Genomic DNA, 18,363 nt, shown 5'->3' with positions numbered 1-18,363 from the left:
AAGGAGGCGTACCCGTGCGGATCGCACTGCTCACCGAGGGTGGGTATCCGTATGCGCGAGGTGAGGGAGGCGCCTGGTGCGACCGGCTCGTGCGCGGGCTGCCGCACCACGACTTCGACGTCTACGCGCTCAGCCGTTCGCCGCGCGGCGAGGAGGGCGGGCAGGTCGCGCCGCCCGAACAGGTGCGGCGGGTGCTCACCGAGCGGCTGTGGGGCGCCCCGCCGGCCGGCGGCGCGGCCGACCGCAGCCGGGCCGCGCGCCGGGCACGGGACGCCGCCTTCCGCTGGCACTTCGGCGAGTTCACGGCCGCGCTGGCCGGCGGCCGGGACGCCTCCCACCCCAACGAGCGCGCCGAACGGTTCGCCGCCGGGCTCTACGGACTGGCCGAGTCCGCCGCGGAACACGGCGGCCTGCCCGCCCTGCTCACCGGCCACGACGCGCTCGTGCTGCTGGAGACGGCGTGCCGTGCGCCCGGCGTACGCCCCCTGATCGGCGACGCCACGGTGTCCGAACTCCTCACCGTCACCGCCCTGCTGGAGCGCCAGCTGCGGCCGCTGTCCCTGCCCTGGTACGGCCCCGGCGAACTCGGCGCCGCCGACGTGTGCCACGCCGTGTCCGGCGGTCCCGCGATGCTGCCGGGACTGCTGGCCAAACGGTTCTGCGGCACCCCGCTCATGGTCACCGAGTACACCGTGCGGCTGCGGGAGGCCCTGCTGGCCCACCGCGCCGCCGGATTCACCCCCGCCGTCCGCGCGTTGCTCGGCACCTACCACCGGCTGCTGGCCGGCGAGGGCTACCGGACCGCCGCCCTCGTCACCCCCGGCTCCACCCACGTCCGCCGCTGGCAGGAGCGCTGCGGCGCGCCGCGCGAGCGGATGCGGACGGTGTACCCGGGGATCGACGCCACCCGCTTCGAACGCGCCGGGGAGGCGGCCGAGGCGGAGGCCGCGGCGCCGGCCGCGCACGCCGACCCGACCGTGGCCTGGGTCGGCCGCGCCGAGCCCGCCAAGGACCTCATCGCTCTGCTGCACGCCTTCCACGCGATACGCAAGGAGGAGCCGCAGGCACGCCTGCGGGTCTTCCACCTCCGCGGTGCGTCCGACGCCGCCGGCTACCTCGACCACTGCCGCTCGCTCGCCGCCCAGCTCTTCCCCGACGAGGCGGCCCACGCCCACGCGGTCGGTGAGAGCCCGGTCAGCTTCGAGGAGATCGGTTCGCCGGGCGCCGCGGAACTCGCCGACGCCTACGCCGCGGGCGACGTCGTGGTGCTGTCCAGCACCGCGGAGGGCTTCCCGCTCACCCTCGTCGAGGCGATGCTCTGCGGGCGGCCCACGGTCTCCACCGACGTGGGCGCGGTCCGCGAGGTCATCGGCGGCACCGGCCTGGTCGTGGCGCCGCGCAACCCCAAGGCGCTCGCCGAGGCGACGCTGGCGCTGCTGCGCGGGCCGGAACGCGCGGCCCGGCTCGGCGCGGCGGCCCGGGAGCGGGCGCTGGCGCTCTTCACGGTCGGGCGGTGCGTGGACGCGTTCCGCGAGAGCTACCTGGACGTGGTGGCCCACCACCCCGTCCCGCGTGAGCCGTTCTGGTCGTCCGCGGGCGAGCCCCGCCCCTTCACCAGCCCCGCCGAGTCCTGGTCACCCACCCGCCTGGCCCCCTCCCTTCTCTCCGGAGACGTCCCCCGATGAGTCCTCGCCCCGCGACCCCAGCGGACATCGCCCCCCTCCACCTCTCACCCGCGCCTGCGTCCGCGCCCTCGACGTCCTCGGTGGAGGCCCCGCCCGCTGAGTCCGCAGCGTCCGCTGAGTCCGCGGCCTTCGCCGAGCTGTGGGGGAGGCCTGTGCGGCCGGCATCCGACGGCGGTTCGTCCGCGGAGGCGGGCGCTGCGGCGGAGGCGGGCGGTGAGGCGGAGGCCGGCGTCGAGGTCGAGGTGGAGACCGAGGACGTCTCCGAGCCGGGCGACGAGCAGCCCGCGGCGGCGGGCGCCGGGTTCGCCGAGCTGTGGAAGATGGCCGCCGAGGTGCTGGAGCCGGAGCCGTCCGGTGCCAAGGCCGAGGCCGAGGCCGCGTCCCAGCATGCGGAAGCCGGTGCCGGGCCGCGGGACGACGACGCCGTTGCGGCCGCACCCGAAGGCCCGGCTCCCGGGGCGGGAACGTCCGCGGCGGGCGGCACGACGGCCACCGGGCAGCCGGTCACGGTCCCCGAGACGCCCACCGGACGGTGTGCGACGGACGAGCCCCGGCCGGACGGCGGCCCGGCGGACGCCGCGACGGCGGAAGCGCCTGCGCAGGAGATCCCGTCGGCCGGGGCGACCGGCCCCGCGGGGGCGGCGCGCGAACGAACAACCGCCGCCGCAGACGGTGGACCCGGATGTGCCGAATCGATTTGGCAGCCCGCCACACCGGCCGCGACCCCTGCAGTACCGGCGCCGGCCCAGGGGCCGACCGAGAGCGCGGACCTCGGGCCCGCGGTGGCAGGGAGCGCGGGCGCCGGGATCGCGGAGGCCGGGACCGCGAACTCCGGGATCGCGACGCCCGATCGCGGGGGCGTACGCACCGCGGACCCCGGGACCGCGGCGTCCGTTCACGCGGCGGCTCCCGGCAGCCCGGCCTCCGCCAAGGCGGCACCCCGAAAGGCGCCGCCCGGGCGCACGCCCTCCGGGGACGCGGCCTCCTCCCGCGACGCGGCCCCCTCCCGCGCGTCGTCCCGGGACGCACCCCCGACTGCTCCCGCCTCCGGGGGACTTCCCCGCAGGCGAGGCCCCGCGGACCCGGTGCGGCAGGTGATGCACCGGCATCAGGACCTGATCGCGGGGGCCGTGGACGTGTGGGAGATCGCCGCCGGGCTGGAGGCCCACGGCGTGACCGACGTGGACGCGCGCCGACTGCGGCACCGTGACGTGTTCGGGCTGGCGGAGGAGCTGTACGCCCGGGTGCCCCGGGCCGGCCAGGCCGCCGCGGCGGTACGGGGGAAGCGGGAGAGCGCCTGGCTGAACCCGGCCGGCGCGGCCCGCTACCTGCTGCCGGGCGCGGTGTGCGCGGTGGCGTCCCGCTTCCTGCCGGACCCGGCCGTCACCGCCCTCGTGCTGCTCGCCGGGTACGCGGTCCTGCGCCGCGGCCCGCTGCACGCCCGCGGGCCGCTGGCCGCCCTCGCGGCCTGCGTCCTGCTGGCCCTGACCACACCCACCGCGCCCGGCCTCGCCGCGAGCCTGCTGCCCGCGGCGTACTGCGCGCACTGGTTCGCGGTCCGCTCCCGGGCCCAACTCGCCCCCAGCCAAAGCCTGGACGACTTCGCCGACGCCGTCCGCCCGCGGTTGGGCGCCGCTCTCGCCGGATACACCGTCGTCCTGGTCGCGCTGCTGGGCGTGGCCGGACCGGTGGCCACGCCCGCCGCGCTCGGGCTGCTGCTGTTCACCGCCCGGCTGCTGGCCCTGCACGGCCGGGCCGCCTTCGCCGCGGCGGTGCTCGCCGCGGCCTGCGCCGCCGAGGCGCCGTTCCGGCTGGCCGCCGCCCTCGGGACCGGCGGCCCGCACGGCACCGCGCAGGCCCTGGTCTGCGCGGCCGCCGCCGCCGTGGCCGTCGTGCAGGCGTTCCGCGTCCTGCCCCGCGCCGCGGCCCATCGACCGAACTGACTCCGTACCCCGGTACGCGACGTACGAGCCACCCAGGAGAACGACCCGTGACCACGCAAGCCACCCCGACCACCCCGCGCGCCGCGGGCGCGCACCGCAGGCCCGGAGGCAGCCGATGAGAGCGCTGCTGCTCGGAGCCGACGGCTTCCTCGGGCGCCATGTCGCCGAGCGCCTGCTCGCCGACCCGGCCGTCCAGCTCACCGCGCTCGGCAGGAGCGACGACGCCGACGTGCGGTTCGACCTGTCGTCCGGCGCCCCCGGGGTCCTCGCCCGGTTCCTCGACGCCGTGCACCCGGGCGTCGTCATCAACTGCGCCGGCTCGACCCGCGGCAACGCGCGCGACCTGACCCGGCAGAACACCGTCGCCGTCGCGACCATCTGCGAGGCGCTGCGGCGCAGCGGGATCGGCGCGCGGCTGGTGCAGGTCGGCTGCGGTTCGGAGTACGGGCCCTCGCCGGTCGGCGCGTCCACCGGGGAGGACGCCGCGCCGCGGCCCGGCGGCCCGTACGGGGTGAGCAAGCTGGCCGCCACCGAGCTGGTGCTCGGCTCGGGGCTGGACGCGGTGGTGCTGCGGGTGTTCAGCCCGGTCGGCCCCGGCACCCCGACCGGCGCGCCCCTCGGCCGGATCGCCGAGGCGCTGCGCCGGGCCATGCAGAACGGTGACGGCGAGCTGAAGCTCGGCGGGCTGGCGGTGCAGCGCGACTTCGTGGACGTGCGCGACGTCGCACGCGCCGTGCACGCCGCGTCGCTGTCGGCGGCGCAGGGCGTGGTGAACATCGGCAGCGGCCGGGCGGTCCGGATGCGGGACATGGCCGCGGCGCTCGCGCACGTCGCGGGCTTCGACGGCGTGCTGCACGAGGTGGACGAGCCGCACACCCCGCCGGTGCAGCCGCCGTACCCCGACGGCTGCGGGCTGTGGCAGCAGGCGGACGTCCGCACGGCCCGCGACCGGCTCGGCTGGCGGCCCCGGATCGGCCTGGAGGAGTCGCTGGCCGACGTGTGGATGGAGGCGGCATGCCGCGTCTGATCCCCTCCCGCACCCCGCTCCCGGCCGCCGGGTGCGACGGCGGTGGCCGCACCGGCTTCGGCGTGCCCGCCTTCGCCCACCCGCTGGTCGCGCCCGCCGAGTGGGCCGAGCTGGCCCGGCCGGGCACGCCGCTGGACTGGGTCGCGTTCGACGTGTCGCGCGGCCCCGGCAGCCGCAGCGACCCGCTGTACACCGAGGCGCTGACCCGCGTCCGTGAGAACGGCGTCCCGGTCCTCGGACTGCTGGACTGCGCGCACGGCACGCGGCCCTTCGGTCAGCTGGTCTCCGACGCCTCGCACTACCTGGACTGGTACCGCGTGGACGGCTTCTACCTGGACCGCGCGCCGACCCTGCGGGTGGAGACGTCCGAGTGCCGCCGGGTGGTCAGCACGCTGCGCGCCCTGCTGGAGAAGGAGCACGAGCGGCGGCACGACAACGGTGCCGGCGGTGCTGACGGTGCCGACGGGCAGCCGGACGGTGTCGCGGGCCCGGACGCGGCGGGGGGTCCCGCTCGGCGCGTGCCCCGGATCGTGCTGTCGCCCGGCGTCTACCCCTACCCGGGCTACGCGGACATCGCCGACCAGGTCGTGGTCTTCAACGGTGCCTGGACCCGCTACCGCTGGTCGGAGGCCCCGGAGTGGTCGGCGGCCTATCCGGCGTCCCGGTTCGCGCACCTGGTGCACGGCCTGTCCGCGGCCCACCTGGACGAAGCGCTGCGGATCGCCCGCTGGCAGGGCGCCGGTACGGTCTGCATGACCGACCGGAGCGCGCTGGAGGGCGCCGATCCCTGGGCGGGTCTACCCGCCTACTGGCACGAAGTGGTGCGAAAGGTGTGAGCCTGGCGGGTGGGCGGCGAGGGACGGCCGTCCGCCCACCATGTGGCCGGGAAATGTCTCGGTCCTCGGACCGGGTGTCTTGGAATGAAGACGGGCGTGGCAGTGTTGCACGAAAGCGTGTGCGTGCCGGCTCCCGGGCCGGGCCGTGCGTGTCCTGTCTGATGACCGACCAACCGTATTGCTGAGGTCCCTGTGTCGCTGCCACCCCTGGTCGAGCCGGCCGACGAGCTCACCGTTGACGAGGTCCGCAGGTACTCGCGTCACCTGATCATCCCCGATGTGGGCATGGACGGGCAGAAGCGGCTGAAGAACGCCAAGGTGCTGTGTGTGGGCGCCGGCGGCCTCGGTTCGCCGGCCCTGATGTACCTGGCCGCGGCGGGCGTCGGCACGCTCGGCATCGTGGAGTTCGACGAGGTCGACGAGTCGAACCTGCAGCGCCAGATCATCCACAGCCAGGCCGACATCGGCCGCTCCAAGGCCGAGTCCGCCCGCGACTCCGTGCTGGGCATCAACCCGTACGTGAACGTCGTCCTTCACGAGGAGCGGCTCGAGGCCGACAACGTGATGGACATCTTCGCCCAGTACGACCTGATCGTGGACGGCACCGACAACTTCGCCACCCGCTACCTGGTCAACGACGCGTGTGTGCTGCTCAACAAGCCCTACGTGTGGGGCTCGATCTACCGCTTCGACGGCCAGGCGTCCGTCTTCTGGTCCGAGCACGGCCCCTGCTACCGCTGCCTGTACCCGGAGCCCCCGCCGCCGGGCATGGTCCCGTCCTGCGCCGAGGGCGGCGTCCTCGGCGTGCTGTGCGCGTCCATCGGCTCGATCCAGGTCACCGAGGCGATCAAGGTGCTGGCCGGCATCGGTGACCCGCTGGTCGGCCGGCTGATGATCTACGACGCCCTGGAGATGCAGTACCGCCAGGTCAAGGTCCGCAAGGACCCGGACTGCGCGGTGTGCGGCGAGAACCCCACGGTCACGGAGCTCATCGACTACGAGGCCTTCTGCGGCGTCGTCTCCGAGGAGGCCCAGCAGGCCGCGGCCGGCTCCACGATCACTCCGAAGCAGCTCAAGGAGTGGATCGACGACGGCGAGAACATCGAGATCATCGACGTCCGCGAGCCGAACGAGTACGAGATCGTGTCCATCCCGGGCGCGAAGTTGATCCCGAAGAACGAGTTCCTGATGGGCACCGCGCTGTCGTCGCTGCCGCAGGACAAGCGGATCGTGCTGCACTGCAAGACCGGTGTCCGCAGCGCCGAGGTGCTCGCCGTCCTGAAGTCGGCCGGCTTCTCGGACGCGGTCCACGTCGGCGGCGGCGTCATCGGCTGGGTCAACACCATCGAGCCCCACAAGCCGGTCTACTGAGCGGCTGATCCGGCGGGCTGCGGCGATGTGCCGCGGCCCGCCTTTTCGTTGGGTGCTCCGGTGAGGCGGGGTCAGGCCGGGGGCGGGGGTCAGGCCGTGAGGGTGTAGGTGGTGCCGACGCTGGTCTGGACCCAGGCGTCGGGGAGGGCCGCGGCCAGGGTGTGCTGGGCGCGCCAGCCGGTGCAGTGGCCGGGGACGATCAGCTCGGGGGCGAGCTCGGTGAGCGCGGCCACCGTCGGGGCGATGACCGGCTCGAAGGCGGGACCGCTCAGGTGGAAGCCGCCGACGAGGGCCAGCAGCCTGCCGACGCCGGTCAGCCGCATCGCGTGCCGGACGATGTTGACCACTCCGGCGTGGCCGCACCCGGTGACGATCACGAGCCCGCGGCCGCGCACATGGACGACGAGCGCCTGGTCGTCGATCACCAGGGGGTCGTGCCGCCAGCCGTCGCCGTCCCAGGCCTGATGCGCCGGCGGCATGCCGTGCTCGAACTCGGTGACGCGGTCCACCTCGCCGGTGATCAGGACGCCCCCGGCCAGCAGCGACGGCTGCCGCCGCTCGACGACCTCGAACCCTTCACGTTCCAGGGCGCCCCGCGACAGCGTGGGCATCTCCAGACCCTGGCCGGCGGGCAGATTCAGGCGGCGGCGGGTCCAGACCGCGGGGTGGACGGTCAGCGGCAGGCCGGAGCGTCCGCGCAGCCGGGCCAGGCCGTCGAAGCCGCCCGCGTGGTCGAAGTGCCCGTGGCTGAGCACGACGCCCTGGATGCCGCCGACGTCGACGCCGAGCCGCTCGGCGTTCACCGCCAGCCCGTCGGCCGACGCGCCGGTGTCGAAGAGCAGCGTGCTGCTCGCGTTCCCGGTGCGGACGGCGACCAGGGCGGAGAAGCCGTGCTCGGCACGCAGCCCCGCGACCGTCTCGCCGCCGGCGAACTGCCGCGCGGCGGTCCGCCCGCTTCCGATCGACGCCCGGGCGACCCCTTCGGCGGAGGGCAGCAGGGCGTCGAAGCTGTTGTCGACCATCGTCGTGATCCTGACCTCGTCGACCTCGGGCAGCGTCACCGGGTCGACCGCCGTTCCCTCCGCGGCGCGCGGCGCCGACCAGGCCGCCTCGGCCGCCGAGTGCCCGTGATCGTCACACATACGGGAAAGCCCCTCCTCCGGTCCGGACCGCGAGCGGCGCACAGGTGCCGCGCGGAGTCATCCTTGCCCGCGCTCGGGCGGGACGACCACCTCGACGGTCCCGGTGGCCACGTCGTACACGAGCCCCGAGACGAGGATCCCGGCCGGGAGTTCGCGCCGCAGAACGCCGACGTCGACGGCGACCGCGGCGCGCGGGTCGGTGACGGCCTTGGCGTCCACGCCTCCGGCCGGAACCTCGAAGTAGTCGCCCAGCAGTTCGGGGAACGCGGCCAGGTCGGTGATCCCGCAGTCGGTGTGGTGCAGGACCGCGTAGTGGGTGGCGCCCGTGCGGGAACCGCCCGTGCGGGCCTCCACCACCTTCGCGAGCATCCCCAGCATCCGGAGTGTCGCGGGGGTGACCCGCCCTCCGACGTTGCGGATCACCGCCGCCTCGCCGAGTTCGAGTCCGAGCACGTGGGACGGGTCGACCCGGGGGTCGACGCATCCGATGACCGTCAGACCGCCGCTCGGCAGCAGCTTGAGGCCGGCGAAGGTTCCGCCGTCGGCGAACCCGGCGTTCCGCCGAGCCAGTTCGTCCGTGGTGAGCACTGTGACGGCACCCTTCTGGCGCTGGGCCGGGACCCCGGTGACGCCCATGAGCACTCCCGGGTGCCGTCCATCCTGGCCTGCCGCCACTTCCCCGGCGTGGTCCGACACGGCGCGTCGGCGCCGAGGCGTGCCGTCCGGCCGGCGCCGAATGCCGGCCGGCCCGGAGCGCGGGTCAGCGGTTGACGGCCTGGATCTCCCGGACGGTGACCGGTGTCGGGTCGCTGACGGTCGCGGGGTCGAAGCCGCCCGTGTTCCCGTCCGAGCCCCGCCACGTCACGTTCCACACGGCGGTGACGTTGAGCTGGAACGGGCCGCGGTTCTGCGTGGAACGCTGGTAGGTGACACCGCACGGCGGGGTCGCCCCGGGGTCGCCGTTGTAGTCGGCCCCGACCGTGCCGTTGGCACCGACAGGGCAGTCACCGCCGCCGGGGAAGACCTGGGCGTCGGGCGTGCCCGGGTCGATGTGGACGCCGTGCGTTTCCGCGGTGGTCTCGGCCCAGAGCGTGGCGCCGCCCCCGAGGTCGACGCTGGCCCGGACCACCACCGGCGCGAGATTCTCCTGGAGCTTCACCCACGTCGGCAGGTTGACGGTCTGGGTGCCCCGCGGGTTGGTCGTGATCTCGACGCCCGGGACCTCGGTGCTGGCGGCCGCGATTTTGGCCAGCATGTCGGTGGTGATGACGTTCGGCGTTCCGGCGGGCGGCAGTTGACCGTTCGGCACCCACATCGGCAGCGTGGAGTTGCAGTTGAAGCGGTCGGGGCTGGTCGAGTCGGGGTTCTCGAACGGGCCCCAGAACTGCCCCTTGCCCTCCTGGTCGAGGTTGAAGTTCTTGTAGCCGTCGCCGCCGCCGCTCCAGGTGTAGCCCTCCTCGTAGTGACGGCGGTACTCGTCCATCGCCTGCATCGCGTAACTGGGCTGGCCGGGATAGGCGTCGGTGTCCTTGACCTGCTTCTCGACCATCTTCTTGAAGTCGGCCGGCCCGCCGATCGGCCCGATCCAGCACGGCGGGGGAGTCCAGCTCGCGCCGGAGGAGGTGAGCGGCTTCGAGGTGCTGCCCGCCTTGTTGGAGGACGTGACGGTCACGCCCCTGACCTGGGCGCCGATGGTGCCGTTGCCGCTGCTGCCCGAGGTGGTCTTCGAGACGTCGCTGTTGGCGAAGGCCGTGCCCGCGGTCGCCACCACGGCGACCCCGGCGAGCACCAGCCCCCGGCCGATCAGCGACATCGGTATCACTGCTCGCATTCCAGTGCCTTCCCCTTGACCGTGATCGAGTTGGCCTGCCACAGCTCCTTGCCGGTGGGGAGCTTCGCCATCACGATGTCGAACAGCGAGTAACTCGCGTCGTCGGCAGGGGTGATGTGCACCTTCCCGGTGGGGATCTCCTTGCTGTACAGCTTGCCCTGGTCGTTGCACAGGGTGATCTCGACGGCCTCGCCGCTCTTGCTCACCGCGACCTTCGGCCGGTAGTACCGATCGGTGCCGGTGAGGGTGAGCCGGCGCTGCACGTTCTGCCGCACGTAGTTCTGCGCGTAGGACAGCGCGCCGCCCGCCGCGTAGGCGCTCAGCGACGCGTCGTGCGGGTTCTGCTCGACCACCGCGTGGGTGATCGCCTGGATGTAGTCGGCCGCGCCGGTCAGCGCCGCGGCCGGGGCGTGGTCGGCGGGCGTCCCGAAGTCGAAGACGACCCGGAGACCGGCCGGCAGGGCGAGCAGCGCGTCGACCGTCGGCGGCGGCCCGGTGGGAGCGGCCGTCGGGGAGGCGGAGACCGGGGCCGTGGTCGCCGGGCCGCCCTTGTCGATGGTGGCGGAGCCGCCGGAGTCCGAGCCGCACGCGCTCAGTGCCAGAGCGCCGACAACCGCCAGGGCGGTGGCGAGAACCGGGGAAACCGGAGTGGCTCGCATGGCTCGCATCGTCGTGGGCTCCCCGATCCGTGATGGCCGGGGACACCGCACAGGCATGGCTTGATCACTCCCGCTGGTCCCCGTATCCAGGCTGAAAACCACCGTACCGAAAGGGCGGTGGCGGCATCGAGTCCCGGAGCGTGCGGATTGCGTCACGGGCATGTCACGCGGGCGGACCTCCTCCGGCCGGGCCGCGTGGCGGCAAGCGGAGGCCGACCGGCCCGCGCGGAAGGTGAGCTCACGAGGTGTCACCTGCGCCCGTGCGCCGGGCCGGACGGGGTTCGCACAGGTGCCCGGGCTGTAGTTCGCCGGTGAGAACTGTGACGGGACGATGACACTTCTGTGCGGTGAATGTGGTCGGCCGCGCGATACGGTCAGGGCTTCCCGCGTGTGATTGCCGCGGGGCAACAGACATCAGGCATCAAGGGGGACCACAGGTGACATCGCTTCACCCTCGTCGTGCGAAGCGCGGCCTCCGGGCCCGCGCCGTGGCCGTCGCGGCAGGTGCGCTCGCCGTGACGCTGGGCGCCACCGTCGCCGCCAGCGCGGACAGCGCGACGGGAACGGTCAGCGGGACGCAGCAGGCGCAGCACTTCGCCCCGGCGAAGTCCACTTTCAGCTCCGCCCAGGACAGCACCGACCCGAACGTCGGCTGGTCGTTCAGCATCAACGGCCGCGACTCCGGCGGCACGGTCTGGGCCTACCCGCCCAAGTCCGGCGGCGGCTTCGGCGCGCGCGACCAGATCGGCACCGGCTTCGGCAGCGCCAACGCGTTCTTCCAGAACAACTCGAACAACGACAAGTACGTCAACCTGTACGCCCGGTTCGGCGGCACGCTGCGCATGTACGGCAGCTCGGTGAGCTCCGGCGACGTCATCGGCAGCGGCTGGCAGGTCTACAACTCCTTCGTGACGCCGGGCAACATCGGCGGCGCGGCGTACCCGGACCTGCTGGCCCGCGACACCGGCGGCACCCTGTGGGTCTACCTGTCCTACAGCAACGGCCGTTTCACCGCCCGCACCAAGGTCGGCGCCGGCTGGCAGATCTACAACCAGATCGCCGGCCGCGGTGACCTGAACGGTGACGGCAAGGCGGACATCGTCGCGCGCGACGGGTCCGGTGTGCTGTGGCTCTACAAGGGCACCGGCGACTACCACAAGCCGTTCCTCGCCCGCACCCGGATCGGTGCCGGCTGGAACATCTACAACAAGATCCTCGGCCTGGGCGACAGCAACGGCGACGGCCGCAACGACCTGATCGCCCGCGACGGCAGCGGCAACCTGTACCTGTACCCGGGTACCGGCAACGCCGCCGCGCCGTTCGGCCCGCGCCAGAAGATCGGCACGAGCTGGAACACCTACAACTACCTGTTCTGACCGGACCGGTGGCCGCCGCGGACCGCGCGGTGGACCAGTCCGAAGCCGGGGGCCCGGTGGCCGCGCGTCGCGCGCGGCCACCGGGCCCCCGGTGTTTCCCCGGCCGCCGCGGCTAGTGCAGGCGGATGGCGAACAGGCCGCGGCCGTGGGTGGCCGCGTAGATCCGGCCGTCAGGGCCGGGCTTGAGCTGCAGCACCGCCACCGCGGGCAGCGAGCCGACGCGCTCCCAGGCGGTGTGGTGCGGCGCGCGGTAGACCACGCCGAGGTCGGTGGCCAGCATCAGGCCGCCGTTCGGCAGGGTGAGCAGCGCGTTGGAGGGCACGTCCGGCAGGTTCGCGGAGACGTCCTTCCAGGTGGTGCCGCCGTCGGTCGACTCGAAGACGTGGCCGAAGCCGGCGCCCGGTCCCTCCGTCCACTGGCGGGAGAAGCCGTTGACGGCCAGGTAGACGTGCGAGGAGTTCGCCGGGTCGATGGCCAGGCCGGCCAGGTAGCGGTTCGGCACGGTGCCGTTCGCCCCGGTCGCCGGCAGGTTCACCTGGTGCCAGCCGGTCCCGTCGGCGTTGCCGACCGCGAGCCCGCGGGTGAAGCCCTGGTTGTTGCAGGGGCCGCACCAGGCCGCGTAGACCTTGCCGCCCTGCGCGGCCACGGCGGTGGCGGTGTGGCCCGCGCCGAGGTCGAAGGCGTTCGTCCACTCGCTGGAGCTGCGGATGGCGTAGCCGTGGGTCTGCACCCACACGTGCCGGCCGCCGGCGATCCAGGTGTTGCCGTCCTTGGTGTCGACGGTCAGCGGGGCGGTGAAGCGGGCCTCGCTGGTCGCGTTGTCCGGCGGAGCCACCGAGTAACTCGTGATCTTCGAGGGGTCGTTCACCCAGGCGCCGTCGTTGACCGCGCAGTTCTGGGTGACGTTGACCGCCAGGTAGACGTACTCCTGGGCGATGTTGCAGCCGTTGGCCGGGTCGGTGAGCGTGTCGCCGCCGTCACCGCCGAAGTTGGAGCCCATCACCTTGTCGCCGGGCCGCAGGATCGACTGGCCGTTGTCCTGGAGGCCGCCGTTGACGGCGACACCGTGGCGGGCCGCGGGGTCCACGCCGATGCCGACCGAGTAGTACTGCAGGGTGTCGATGGTGCCGTCGTTGGTGGACACCCAGTCGGTGGCGTGACCGTCCGCGTCGGTGCGGCCGTTGAGCGGGCGCTTGTAGACCCCGCCGTCGTCGCCGACGAACACGTACGGCTTGCCGTGGTAGCTGCCGACGGCGACCGCGTGCTGGTCGGCGTGCGTCGTCGGGTTGCAGTCACCGGTCTGCTTGGACGGGTCGATGCTCCAGCACGGGAACCCGAAGTTCCAGTACGGGCCGACGGCCGACCAGGAGGAACCGGCGTCCTTGGTCTCGAAGACCTCCTCGAGACCGGCGTACACGTGGTTCGCGTCGGTCGGGTCGACCTGCAGGAACTCGTTGTACCAGGCCTGCACGCCGGGCATGTAGCCCGGATCGGTCAGCGCGGAGCCGGAGCCGACGAGCGTCTCGGTGTCCGCGATCCGCGTCCACGAGCCGAACGGGTCACCGGACCGCGAGACGTAGATGCCGTCCAGGTTGCTGTCCGGGTCGGTGGCCAGTGCGGTCGGCGACTGCACGATGGCGTAGTAGCGCGACCCGTTCGCGGCCCGGGCGAAGGTGACGTTGCCGACCGTCCCGGCGTCGGTGGGCAGGGCGCCCAGCGAGCTGACGCGGGTCCAGGTGCCGCCGACCTTCTGGTAGAAGCCGTTGTAGTCGTCACCGCTGCGCCAGCCGACCGCCAGCATGACCCTCGACGGGTTCCTGGGGTCGATGGCGACGTCGTTGGCGATGTTCTTGTACGGCGCGTTCGGGTCGGTGGCCAGCGAACCCCCGGGCAGATAGGCCGGGTTGGGGGCGAACTCCAGCTTCCACGGGCCGCGCAGGTCCTTCGTGGAGTGGCTCCACACACCGCGGGTGGTGGACGCCCAGACCTTGTCGCCGCCGAACCGCAGGGTGTGGATCGAGGTGGAGTCCAGCTCGGCGCCGCCGACGCGGTCGTACCGGCTGAACGTCCCGGAGTGGGGGTGGTCCAGGACGTACACGCCACTGCCGAGGTAGGCGTCGGCGTTGGTGGTGGCCTCGCCGGTGCCCAGCCACAGCCGGCCGCCGCCGTCCAGCGCGAGCGCGCCGGTCGCCTGCGCGGGCAGGGCGTCGCTGATCGGCTGCCAGTGGCCGCCGCCGGTCGACGAGCGCCACACGCCGCCGCCGGCCGAACCCTCGTACACATAGCCGTCGTCGTCCGCCGCCAGCGCCGAGGCGCGGCCGGTCACCAGTCCGGCGCCGCCGCTGGAGTTGGAGTCGTAGTCGCGGTAGCGCGGGTCGTCGGAGTTGTACGGCAGGCCTGTCACGTGCTGCCAGTGCCCGCCGGTGTTCGTGAGGGCGTTCATCTGGTTCCAGGCGGCGCTGAAGGCGCCGGGCAGCAGCGTGCCGGGCGAGGTACGCGCCTCGGCGAACTGGTCCGCGCCCTCCGCGATCTCGTCGGACTCCTCGCCGCCGTCGTCGCCGCCCCCGTCGGAGGCCGTCGCCTGTGCCGTGAAGGCCCGCGGGTGGGTGGCCGGGTGACCGGGCGCGGCGGCCGCAGGTATGGCGAACAGTGCTGCCAGCGCAGTGGCGGCTGAGATCGTCAGCCAGCGTCTCCTGCGGGATGGTGCGTTCACAGATCCTCCCCGAACGTGCATGGAATGAGCCGTTCGCACGGCACCCGATCACGTCGGAGGGATCAAGGAGGCGCAGGCGCGGGAGATTTGGCCTAAATTTTGGCAAGGACCTGGCAAGGAACTGGCCACGTTCACCGGGCCGGGGCGCTCCTGTCGGACCTCCCGGGCGAAGCATCGACAGGGCTGATGGATCCTACAGTTGGCCCTTGCGGCTGAGGTGGGTGAAGGCGAGCCAGCCGGGCAGCACGGGCAGCCAGAAGGTCAGCAGGCGGAAGAACAGCACCGCCGGCGTGGCCACCTCCTTGGGCAGGCCCGCCGCGATCAGACCACCCGTCAGGGCGAGTTCGACGGCGCCGACACCGCCGGGCGTGGGCGCCGCGGACCCCAGCGCGTTGCCCGCGAGGAAGACCACCGCGATCGCCGCGTAGCTCAGGTGCCCGCCGAACGCCCGCACGCAGCCGTCCAGGCAGATCACGAAGCACACCGTCAGCATCAGCGTGCCGCCGATGCCGGTGAGCAGCTTCGCGGGCCGCTGCAGCACGTCCAGCATGCGCGGCACCACACCCGCGAACAGCGCCCGCACCCGGGTCGAGACGAACCGGCGCAGCGCCGGCACCGCCGTGACCACCAGCACCAGCACGCCCGCGGTCAGCAGCCCGGCCATCACCGTGCGCGACGGCGACAGCGACGGCGTCTTCTCGGTGCCGGTGATGAAGCCGAACGTCATCAGCAGCAGGACGTGCGCGCCCAGGCCCACGAGCTGGGACGCGCCCACGCTCGCCACCGCCAGGCCCGGCCGCACCCCCGCCTTCTGCAGATAGCGGGTGTTCAGCGCCACACCGCCGACCGCGGCCGGCGCCACCAGCTTCACGAACGACCCGGCGACCTGCGCCATCACCGTGCGCATCAGCGACAGCCGCTCCGGAACGAACCCCGACAGCGCGCACGCGGCCGCCACGTAACTGGCCGCCGACCCCAGGACCGCGATCACGGCCCACTGCCAGTCGGCGTTCGCGATGGCGTGGCCGATCGGCACCGAGCTGAGCTGCGAGAGCAGGAAGTACGCGGCGAAGGCGCCCGCGATGACGGTGATCAGCGTGCGGGGCTTGATCCGCTCCAGCCGCACCGGCTCCACCGGAGCCTGCGGCCGGATCAGCAGCACCTGCCGGCGGATCCGCGCGAGCAGGTCCTCCTCGCGGGCCTCCTCCAGCGCGTCCTCGATCGCGCGCTTCTCCGCCTTGTCCTCGGCCTTGCGCTCGGCCTTCGACGGCACCTTGGCCGACGTCTCGCCACCGGGCCGGGAGTGCCGCGCCTCCAGGGCGCGGTGCTCCTCCCGGGCCTCTTTCTCCTTCGCCGACGCCGCCAGCACCGCCTCGCGCTCGCGCTGGGCCCTGGCCCGCCCCAGCACCTTGAGCCGGCCGCGGGTCGCCCGGCTGAGCGCGATGGGCTGCAGCAGCGGCAGCGAGTCGGCGACGGTGTCCGGGCCGAGCACCGCCAGCGCCGAGGCCACCGCGCGTTCCGGGCCCACCCGCAGCGCCATCGTGGTCAGCAGCTGCGCGATGTCCATCCGCAGCACCAGGTCGCCGGCCGCGATCTCGCCGCCCCGCAGGTCGGTCAGGAACACCCGGCCGCCGCGGTCCACCAGCAGCGACTCACCGACCAGCCGCCGGTGGGCGATGCGCCGCGAGTGCAGCGCCCGCACCTGGGTCCAGGTCTCCTGGAGCAGTCCGTCGGTGATCTCCTCGTCGGACAGCGCGTCCAGGCGCCGGCCGCCGATGTGCTCGTAGACCAGCATCACCGCGTCCGGGCCCAGCTCGGAGGTGGCGATCAGCTTCGGCGCGTTGGCGCCCGCCGCGATCGCCGCGTAGGCCAGCAGCGCCTCCTGCTCCAGGGCCTGCCGCAGCGAGAGCAGACTGCGCCGCTGGGTGATGCCGCCGACCAGCGACAGCCGGCGCCAGGCCCGGTAGAAGAAGCCCTGGGCCTGCTGCTCGCGGTCCACCACGGTCACGTCCAGCGGCGGGCCGTCCTCCAGCGTCACCAGGTACGCCCGGCCGCGGTCGGAGTCCGGGGTCTCCGGCTCGTCCAGGCCGACCCGGCGGGCGGTCAGCGGCGCGAAGCCCACCCGCCGCAGGCCCGCCAGCAGGTTCTGGCCGGTCGGCCGGACGTTCGGCGAGCCGACGGCGTAGACCGTGCCGTGCGCCACCGTCCAGCCGATCAGCACGGTCAGGGCGATGGAGAAGGGTGTGGTGTAGCCGCCCACCAGCACCGCGAAGGCGTCCAGCAGCAGCACGAACCACACCGCGACGCGCCAGCGTGGCCGCCGCGCCATCCCGACCGCCGTGACGTAGGCGATGACCGGCGCGAGATAGCCGTGCACCGGGTCGGTCATGCCGTTGCCGACCGGCGAGGTGTGCGAGAGGGCCTCGCGAATGGCGGCGGGCGCCGAGTTCGTCACCCACAGGTCGGTGGCCAGGGCCGTCCCGTGGGCCAGCACGGCGGCCAGCACGCCGTCGGCGATCCGCAGGCCGTCCCGTTTGGCCAGCCGCTCCACGGCGAAGGCCACCGGCACGATCAGGACCGCGACGCTCGCGGTCAGGCCGGTGAACGACGACAGGAAGCCGGGCGCGTGGTTGGCGCCCTTGGCGATGTCGGTGTCCAGGCCGGTGGTCGTGGCGTGCGCGAACCCGGCGACGGCCAGCACCACCGCGATGCCGAGCACGCCGAACAGGAAGCGCACCAGGTCGGCGGGCCGGTGCACCCGGGCGGCGAGCAGCGGCTCGTCGCCCGAGACGGCGTTCCGGGTGCCACCGGACTCCGGCGGGCCGGGGACCGTGTCGGAGCGCGAGGCGCCGGCCGGGAACCGTCCGAAGCGGCGTCCCCTGCCGGCGTCCTTGCCGTTCCCGGTGCCGTTTTCGGTGCCGGTGCCGTCGGCGGTGTCAGGGTCCTTGCCGGTGCCGGGCCCGCCGCGGCGGCCGTGGTCCCGGCCGTCGCGGTGGTGCCCGTCGTCGTGGTGGTCGCCGCGGCCGCTGTGGTTGCCGTGGGAGGCGCCCTCGCGGTCGCTCATGGGGCCGCCGTCGCGATCGTCACCGTCACGCTTTCCGTCGCCGGCGTTCTCACGGCCGCGGGGGGCGGGAGCGGGCGCGGGCACGCCGTCGGGGGCGGCGGCGGCCGCTCCGGCCTCCCGCGCACCCGTCGGCTCCCCTGTCGCCTGTTCTTGGTCTTCTTGGTCTCGTATCACCAGTCACCGCCCGCACGATGGTGGCACGACGGACCCGGGGAACGCACCGGAACCCCCCGGTGTCGGACGTCTGGGGCAGGATGGGACGGATGAGCGAGGAGTACGACCCGGGAGCCCCCAGCGCCTACGCGGAACGCGTGCTCGACACGGTCGAGCTGATCCCCGCCGGGCGGGTGATGACATACGGCGACGTGGCCGAGTGGCTGGGCGAGGGCGGCCCGCGCCAGGTCGGCCGGGTCATGGCGCTGTACGGCAGCGGCGTGCCGTGGTGGCGGGTCGTGCGGTCCGACGGCGTCCTGCTGCCCGGGCACGAGCGCGACGCGCTCGCGGAGTACCACGCCGAGGGCACCCCGCTGCGCACGAGCGGCCCGGCCGCGGATACGCAACGGGGCCATGTGCCGCGCGTGGACATGCGCCGAGCCCGCTGGGACGGGCAGGGTGCCGCCGACGCCCCGGGAGGCGCCGTCGGCGGGTGACAGCCGGACGCTCATGTCATCCAGCTTCCGGCATCCGGGCGCCTGACATACCCCCGGCTCTCCGTA

At 73.8% G+C, this 18,363-nt stretch carries 13 protein-coding genes; 7 read left to right on the top strand and 6 right to left on the bottom strand.

The genetic code is table 11. The annotated features are described in order from the left end of the window. Positions 1-14: 14 nt before the first annotated feature. The 5 genes from K7862_RS04895 to moeZ all read left to right on the top strand — a co-directional run bounded on the left by K7862_RS04895 (position 15) and on the right by moeZ (position 6,862). On the top strand, positions 15-1,685 hold the full coding sequence (locus tag K7862_RS04895) for a DUF3492 domain-containing protein (RefSeq protein ID WP_222960999.1): 1,671 nt from the start codon (positions 15-17) through the stop codon (positions 1,683-1,685). Between the two features lie 152 nt (positions 1,686-1,837). Further along, positions 1,838-3,628: a hypothetical protein gene (locus K7862_RS04890; RefSeq protein ID WP_222960996.1), complete on the top strand. Its 1,791-nt coding sequence runs from the start codon at positions 1,838-1,840 to the stop codon at positions 3,626-3,628. 115 nt (positions 3,629-3,743) lie between these two features. Next, positions 3,744-4,655 (top strand): NAD-dependent epimerase/dehydratase family protein, encoded by a 912-nt coding sequence (locus K7862_RS04885; protein WP_222960994.1) that lies wholly within the window; start codon positions 3,744-3,746, stop codon positions 4,653-4,655. Continuing rightward, complete coding sequence (locus K7862_RS04880; RefSeq protein WP_222960992.1) at positions 4,643-5,491, top strand: spherulation-specific family 4 protein; 849 nt, start codon at positions 4,643-4,645, stop codon at positions 5,489-5,491. Before K7862_RS04885 ends, K7862_RS04880 begins: the two co-directional genes overlap by 13 nt. A gap of 192 nt (positions 5,492-5,683) precedes the next feature. Continuing rightward, positions 5,684-6,862 carry an adenylyltransferase/sulfurtransferase MoeZ gene (gene moeZ / locus K7862_RS04875; protein WP_222960990.1) on the top strand — a complete coding sequence of 393 codons (1,179 nt, stop codon included), beginning with the start codon at positions 5,684-5,686 and terminating at the stop codon, positions 6,860-6,862. An 89-nt stretch (positions 6,863-6,951) separates the two neighbouring features. Here moeZ and K7862_RS04870 read toward each other — a convergent pair whose 3' ends face one another. The 4 genes from K7862_RS04870 to K7862_RS04855 all read right to left on the bottom strand — a co-directional run bounded on the left by K7862_RS04870 (position 6,952) and on the right by K7862_RS04855 (position 10,494). Beyond that, positions 6,952-8,004 (bottom strand): MBL fold metallo-hydrolase, encoded by a 1,053-nt coding sequence (locus tag K7862_RS04870; protein WP_222960988.1) that lies wholly within the window; start codon positions 8,002-8,004, stop codon positions 6,952-6,954. Between the two features lie 57 nt (positions 8,005-8,061). Further along, positions 8,062-8,640 (bottom strand): carbonic anhydrase, encoded by a 579-nt coding sequence (locus tag K7862_RS04865; protein WP_262412683.1) that lies wholly within the window; start codon positions 8,638-8,640, stop codon positions 8,062-8,064. 124 nt (positions 8,641-8,764) lie between these two features. After that, positions 8,765-9,835, bottom strand: coding sequence for a hypothetical protein (locus K7862_RS04860; RefSeq protein ID WP_222960985.1), 1,071 nt, complete (start codon positions 9,833-9,835; stop codon positions 8,765-8,767). After that, positions 9,823-10,494 carry a hypothetical protein gene (locus tag K7862_RS04855; RefSeq protein WP_222960982.1) on the bottom strand — a complete coding sequence of 224 codons (672 nt, stop codon included), beginning with the start codon at positions 10,492-10,494 and terminating at the stop codon, positions 9,823-9,825. Before K7862_RS04855 ends, K7862_RS04860 begins: the two co-directional genes overlap by 13 nt. A gap of 437 nt (positions 10,495-10,931) precedes the next feature. Between K7862_RS04855 and K7862_RS38165 the strand changes: the two genes are divergently transcribed. Further along, the gene (locus tag K7862_RS38165; protein WP_308011842.1) at positions 10,932-11,870 is read left to right on the top strand and encodes an FG-GAP repeat domain-containing protein; all 939 of its coding nucleotides are present in this window, start codon (positions 10,932-10,934) and stop codon (positions 11,868-11,870) included. Positions 11,871-11,982: 112 nt separating this feature from the next. On the opposite strand, the gene K7862_RS04845 is transcribed toward K7862_RS38165, so the two are convergent. After that, positions 11,983-14,583: a ligand-binding sensor domain-containing protein gene (locus K7862_RS04845; RefSeq protein ID WP_222960980.1), complete on the bottom strand. Its 2,601-nt coding sequence runs from the start codon at positions 14,581-14,583 to the stop codon at positions 11,983-11,985. 193 nt (positions 14,584-14,776) lie between these two features. Further along, positions 14,777-17,647, bottom strand: a complete 2,871-nt coding sequence (locus K7862_RS04840) for a flippase-like domain-containing protein (protein ID WP_222960976.1) — start codon at positions 17,645-17,647, stop codon at positions 14,777-14,779. A gap of 263 nt (positions 17,648-17,910) precedes the next feature. Here K7862_RS04840 and K7862_RS04835 point away from each other — a divergent pair, with 263 nt between their 5' ends. Then, the gene (locus tag K7862_RS04835) at positions 17,911-18,297 is read left to right on the top strand and encodes an MGMT family protein (protein WP_372461503.1); all 387 of its coding nucleotides are present in this window, start codon (positions 17,911-17,913) and stop codon (positions 18,295-18,297) included. Positions 18,298-18,363: the final 66 nt, after the last annotated feature.

Source organism: Actinacidiphila acidipaludis (assembly GCF_019890725.1).
GTDB classification, from domain to species: Bacteria; Actinomycetota; Actinomycetes; order Streptomycetales; family Streptomycetaceae; genus Actinacidiphila; species Actinacidiphila acidipaludis.
The sequence above is the reverse complement of the archived record's forward strand: the minus strand, read 5'-3'. Positions and strand labels throughout refer to the sequence as shown.

Excerpts from the sequence above, each read along its gene's own strand:
- K7862_RS04885 (WP_222960994.1), top strand. The coding sequence starts at position 3,744 with ATGAGAGCGCTGCTGCTCGGAGCCGACGGCTTCCTCGGGCGCCATGTC.
- K7862_RS04860 (WP_222960985.1), bottom strand. The coding sequence starts at position 9,835 with ATGCGAGCAGTGATACCGATGTCGCTGATCGGCCGGGGGCTGGTGCTC.
- K7862_RS04880 (WP_222960992.1), top strand. The coding sequence starts at position 4,643 with ATGCCGCGTCTGATCCCCTCCCGCACCCCGCTCCCGGCCGCCGGGTGC.
- K7862_RS04840 (WP_222960976.1), bottom strand. The coding sequence starts at position 17,647 with ATGAGCGACCGCGAGGGCGCCTCCCACGGCAACCACAGCGGCCGCGGC.
- K7862_RS04835 (WP_372461503.1), top strand. The coding sequence starts at position 17,911 with ATGAGCGAGGAGTACGACCCGGGAGCCCCCAGCGCCTACGCGGAACGC.
- K7862_RS04870 (WP_222960988.1), bottom strand. The coding sequence starts at position 8,004 with ATGTGTGACGATCACGGGCACTCGGCGGCCGAGGCGGCCTGGTCGGCG.
- K7862_RS04865 (WP_262412683.1), bottom strand. The coding sequence starts at position 8,640 with ATGGGCGTCACCGGGGTCCCGGCCCAGCGCCAGAAGGGTGCCGTCACA.
- K7862_RS04855 (WP_222960982.1), bottom strand. The coding sequence starts at position 10,494 with ATGCGAGCCACTCCGGTTTCCCCGGTTCTCGCCACCGCCCTGGCGGTT.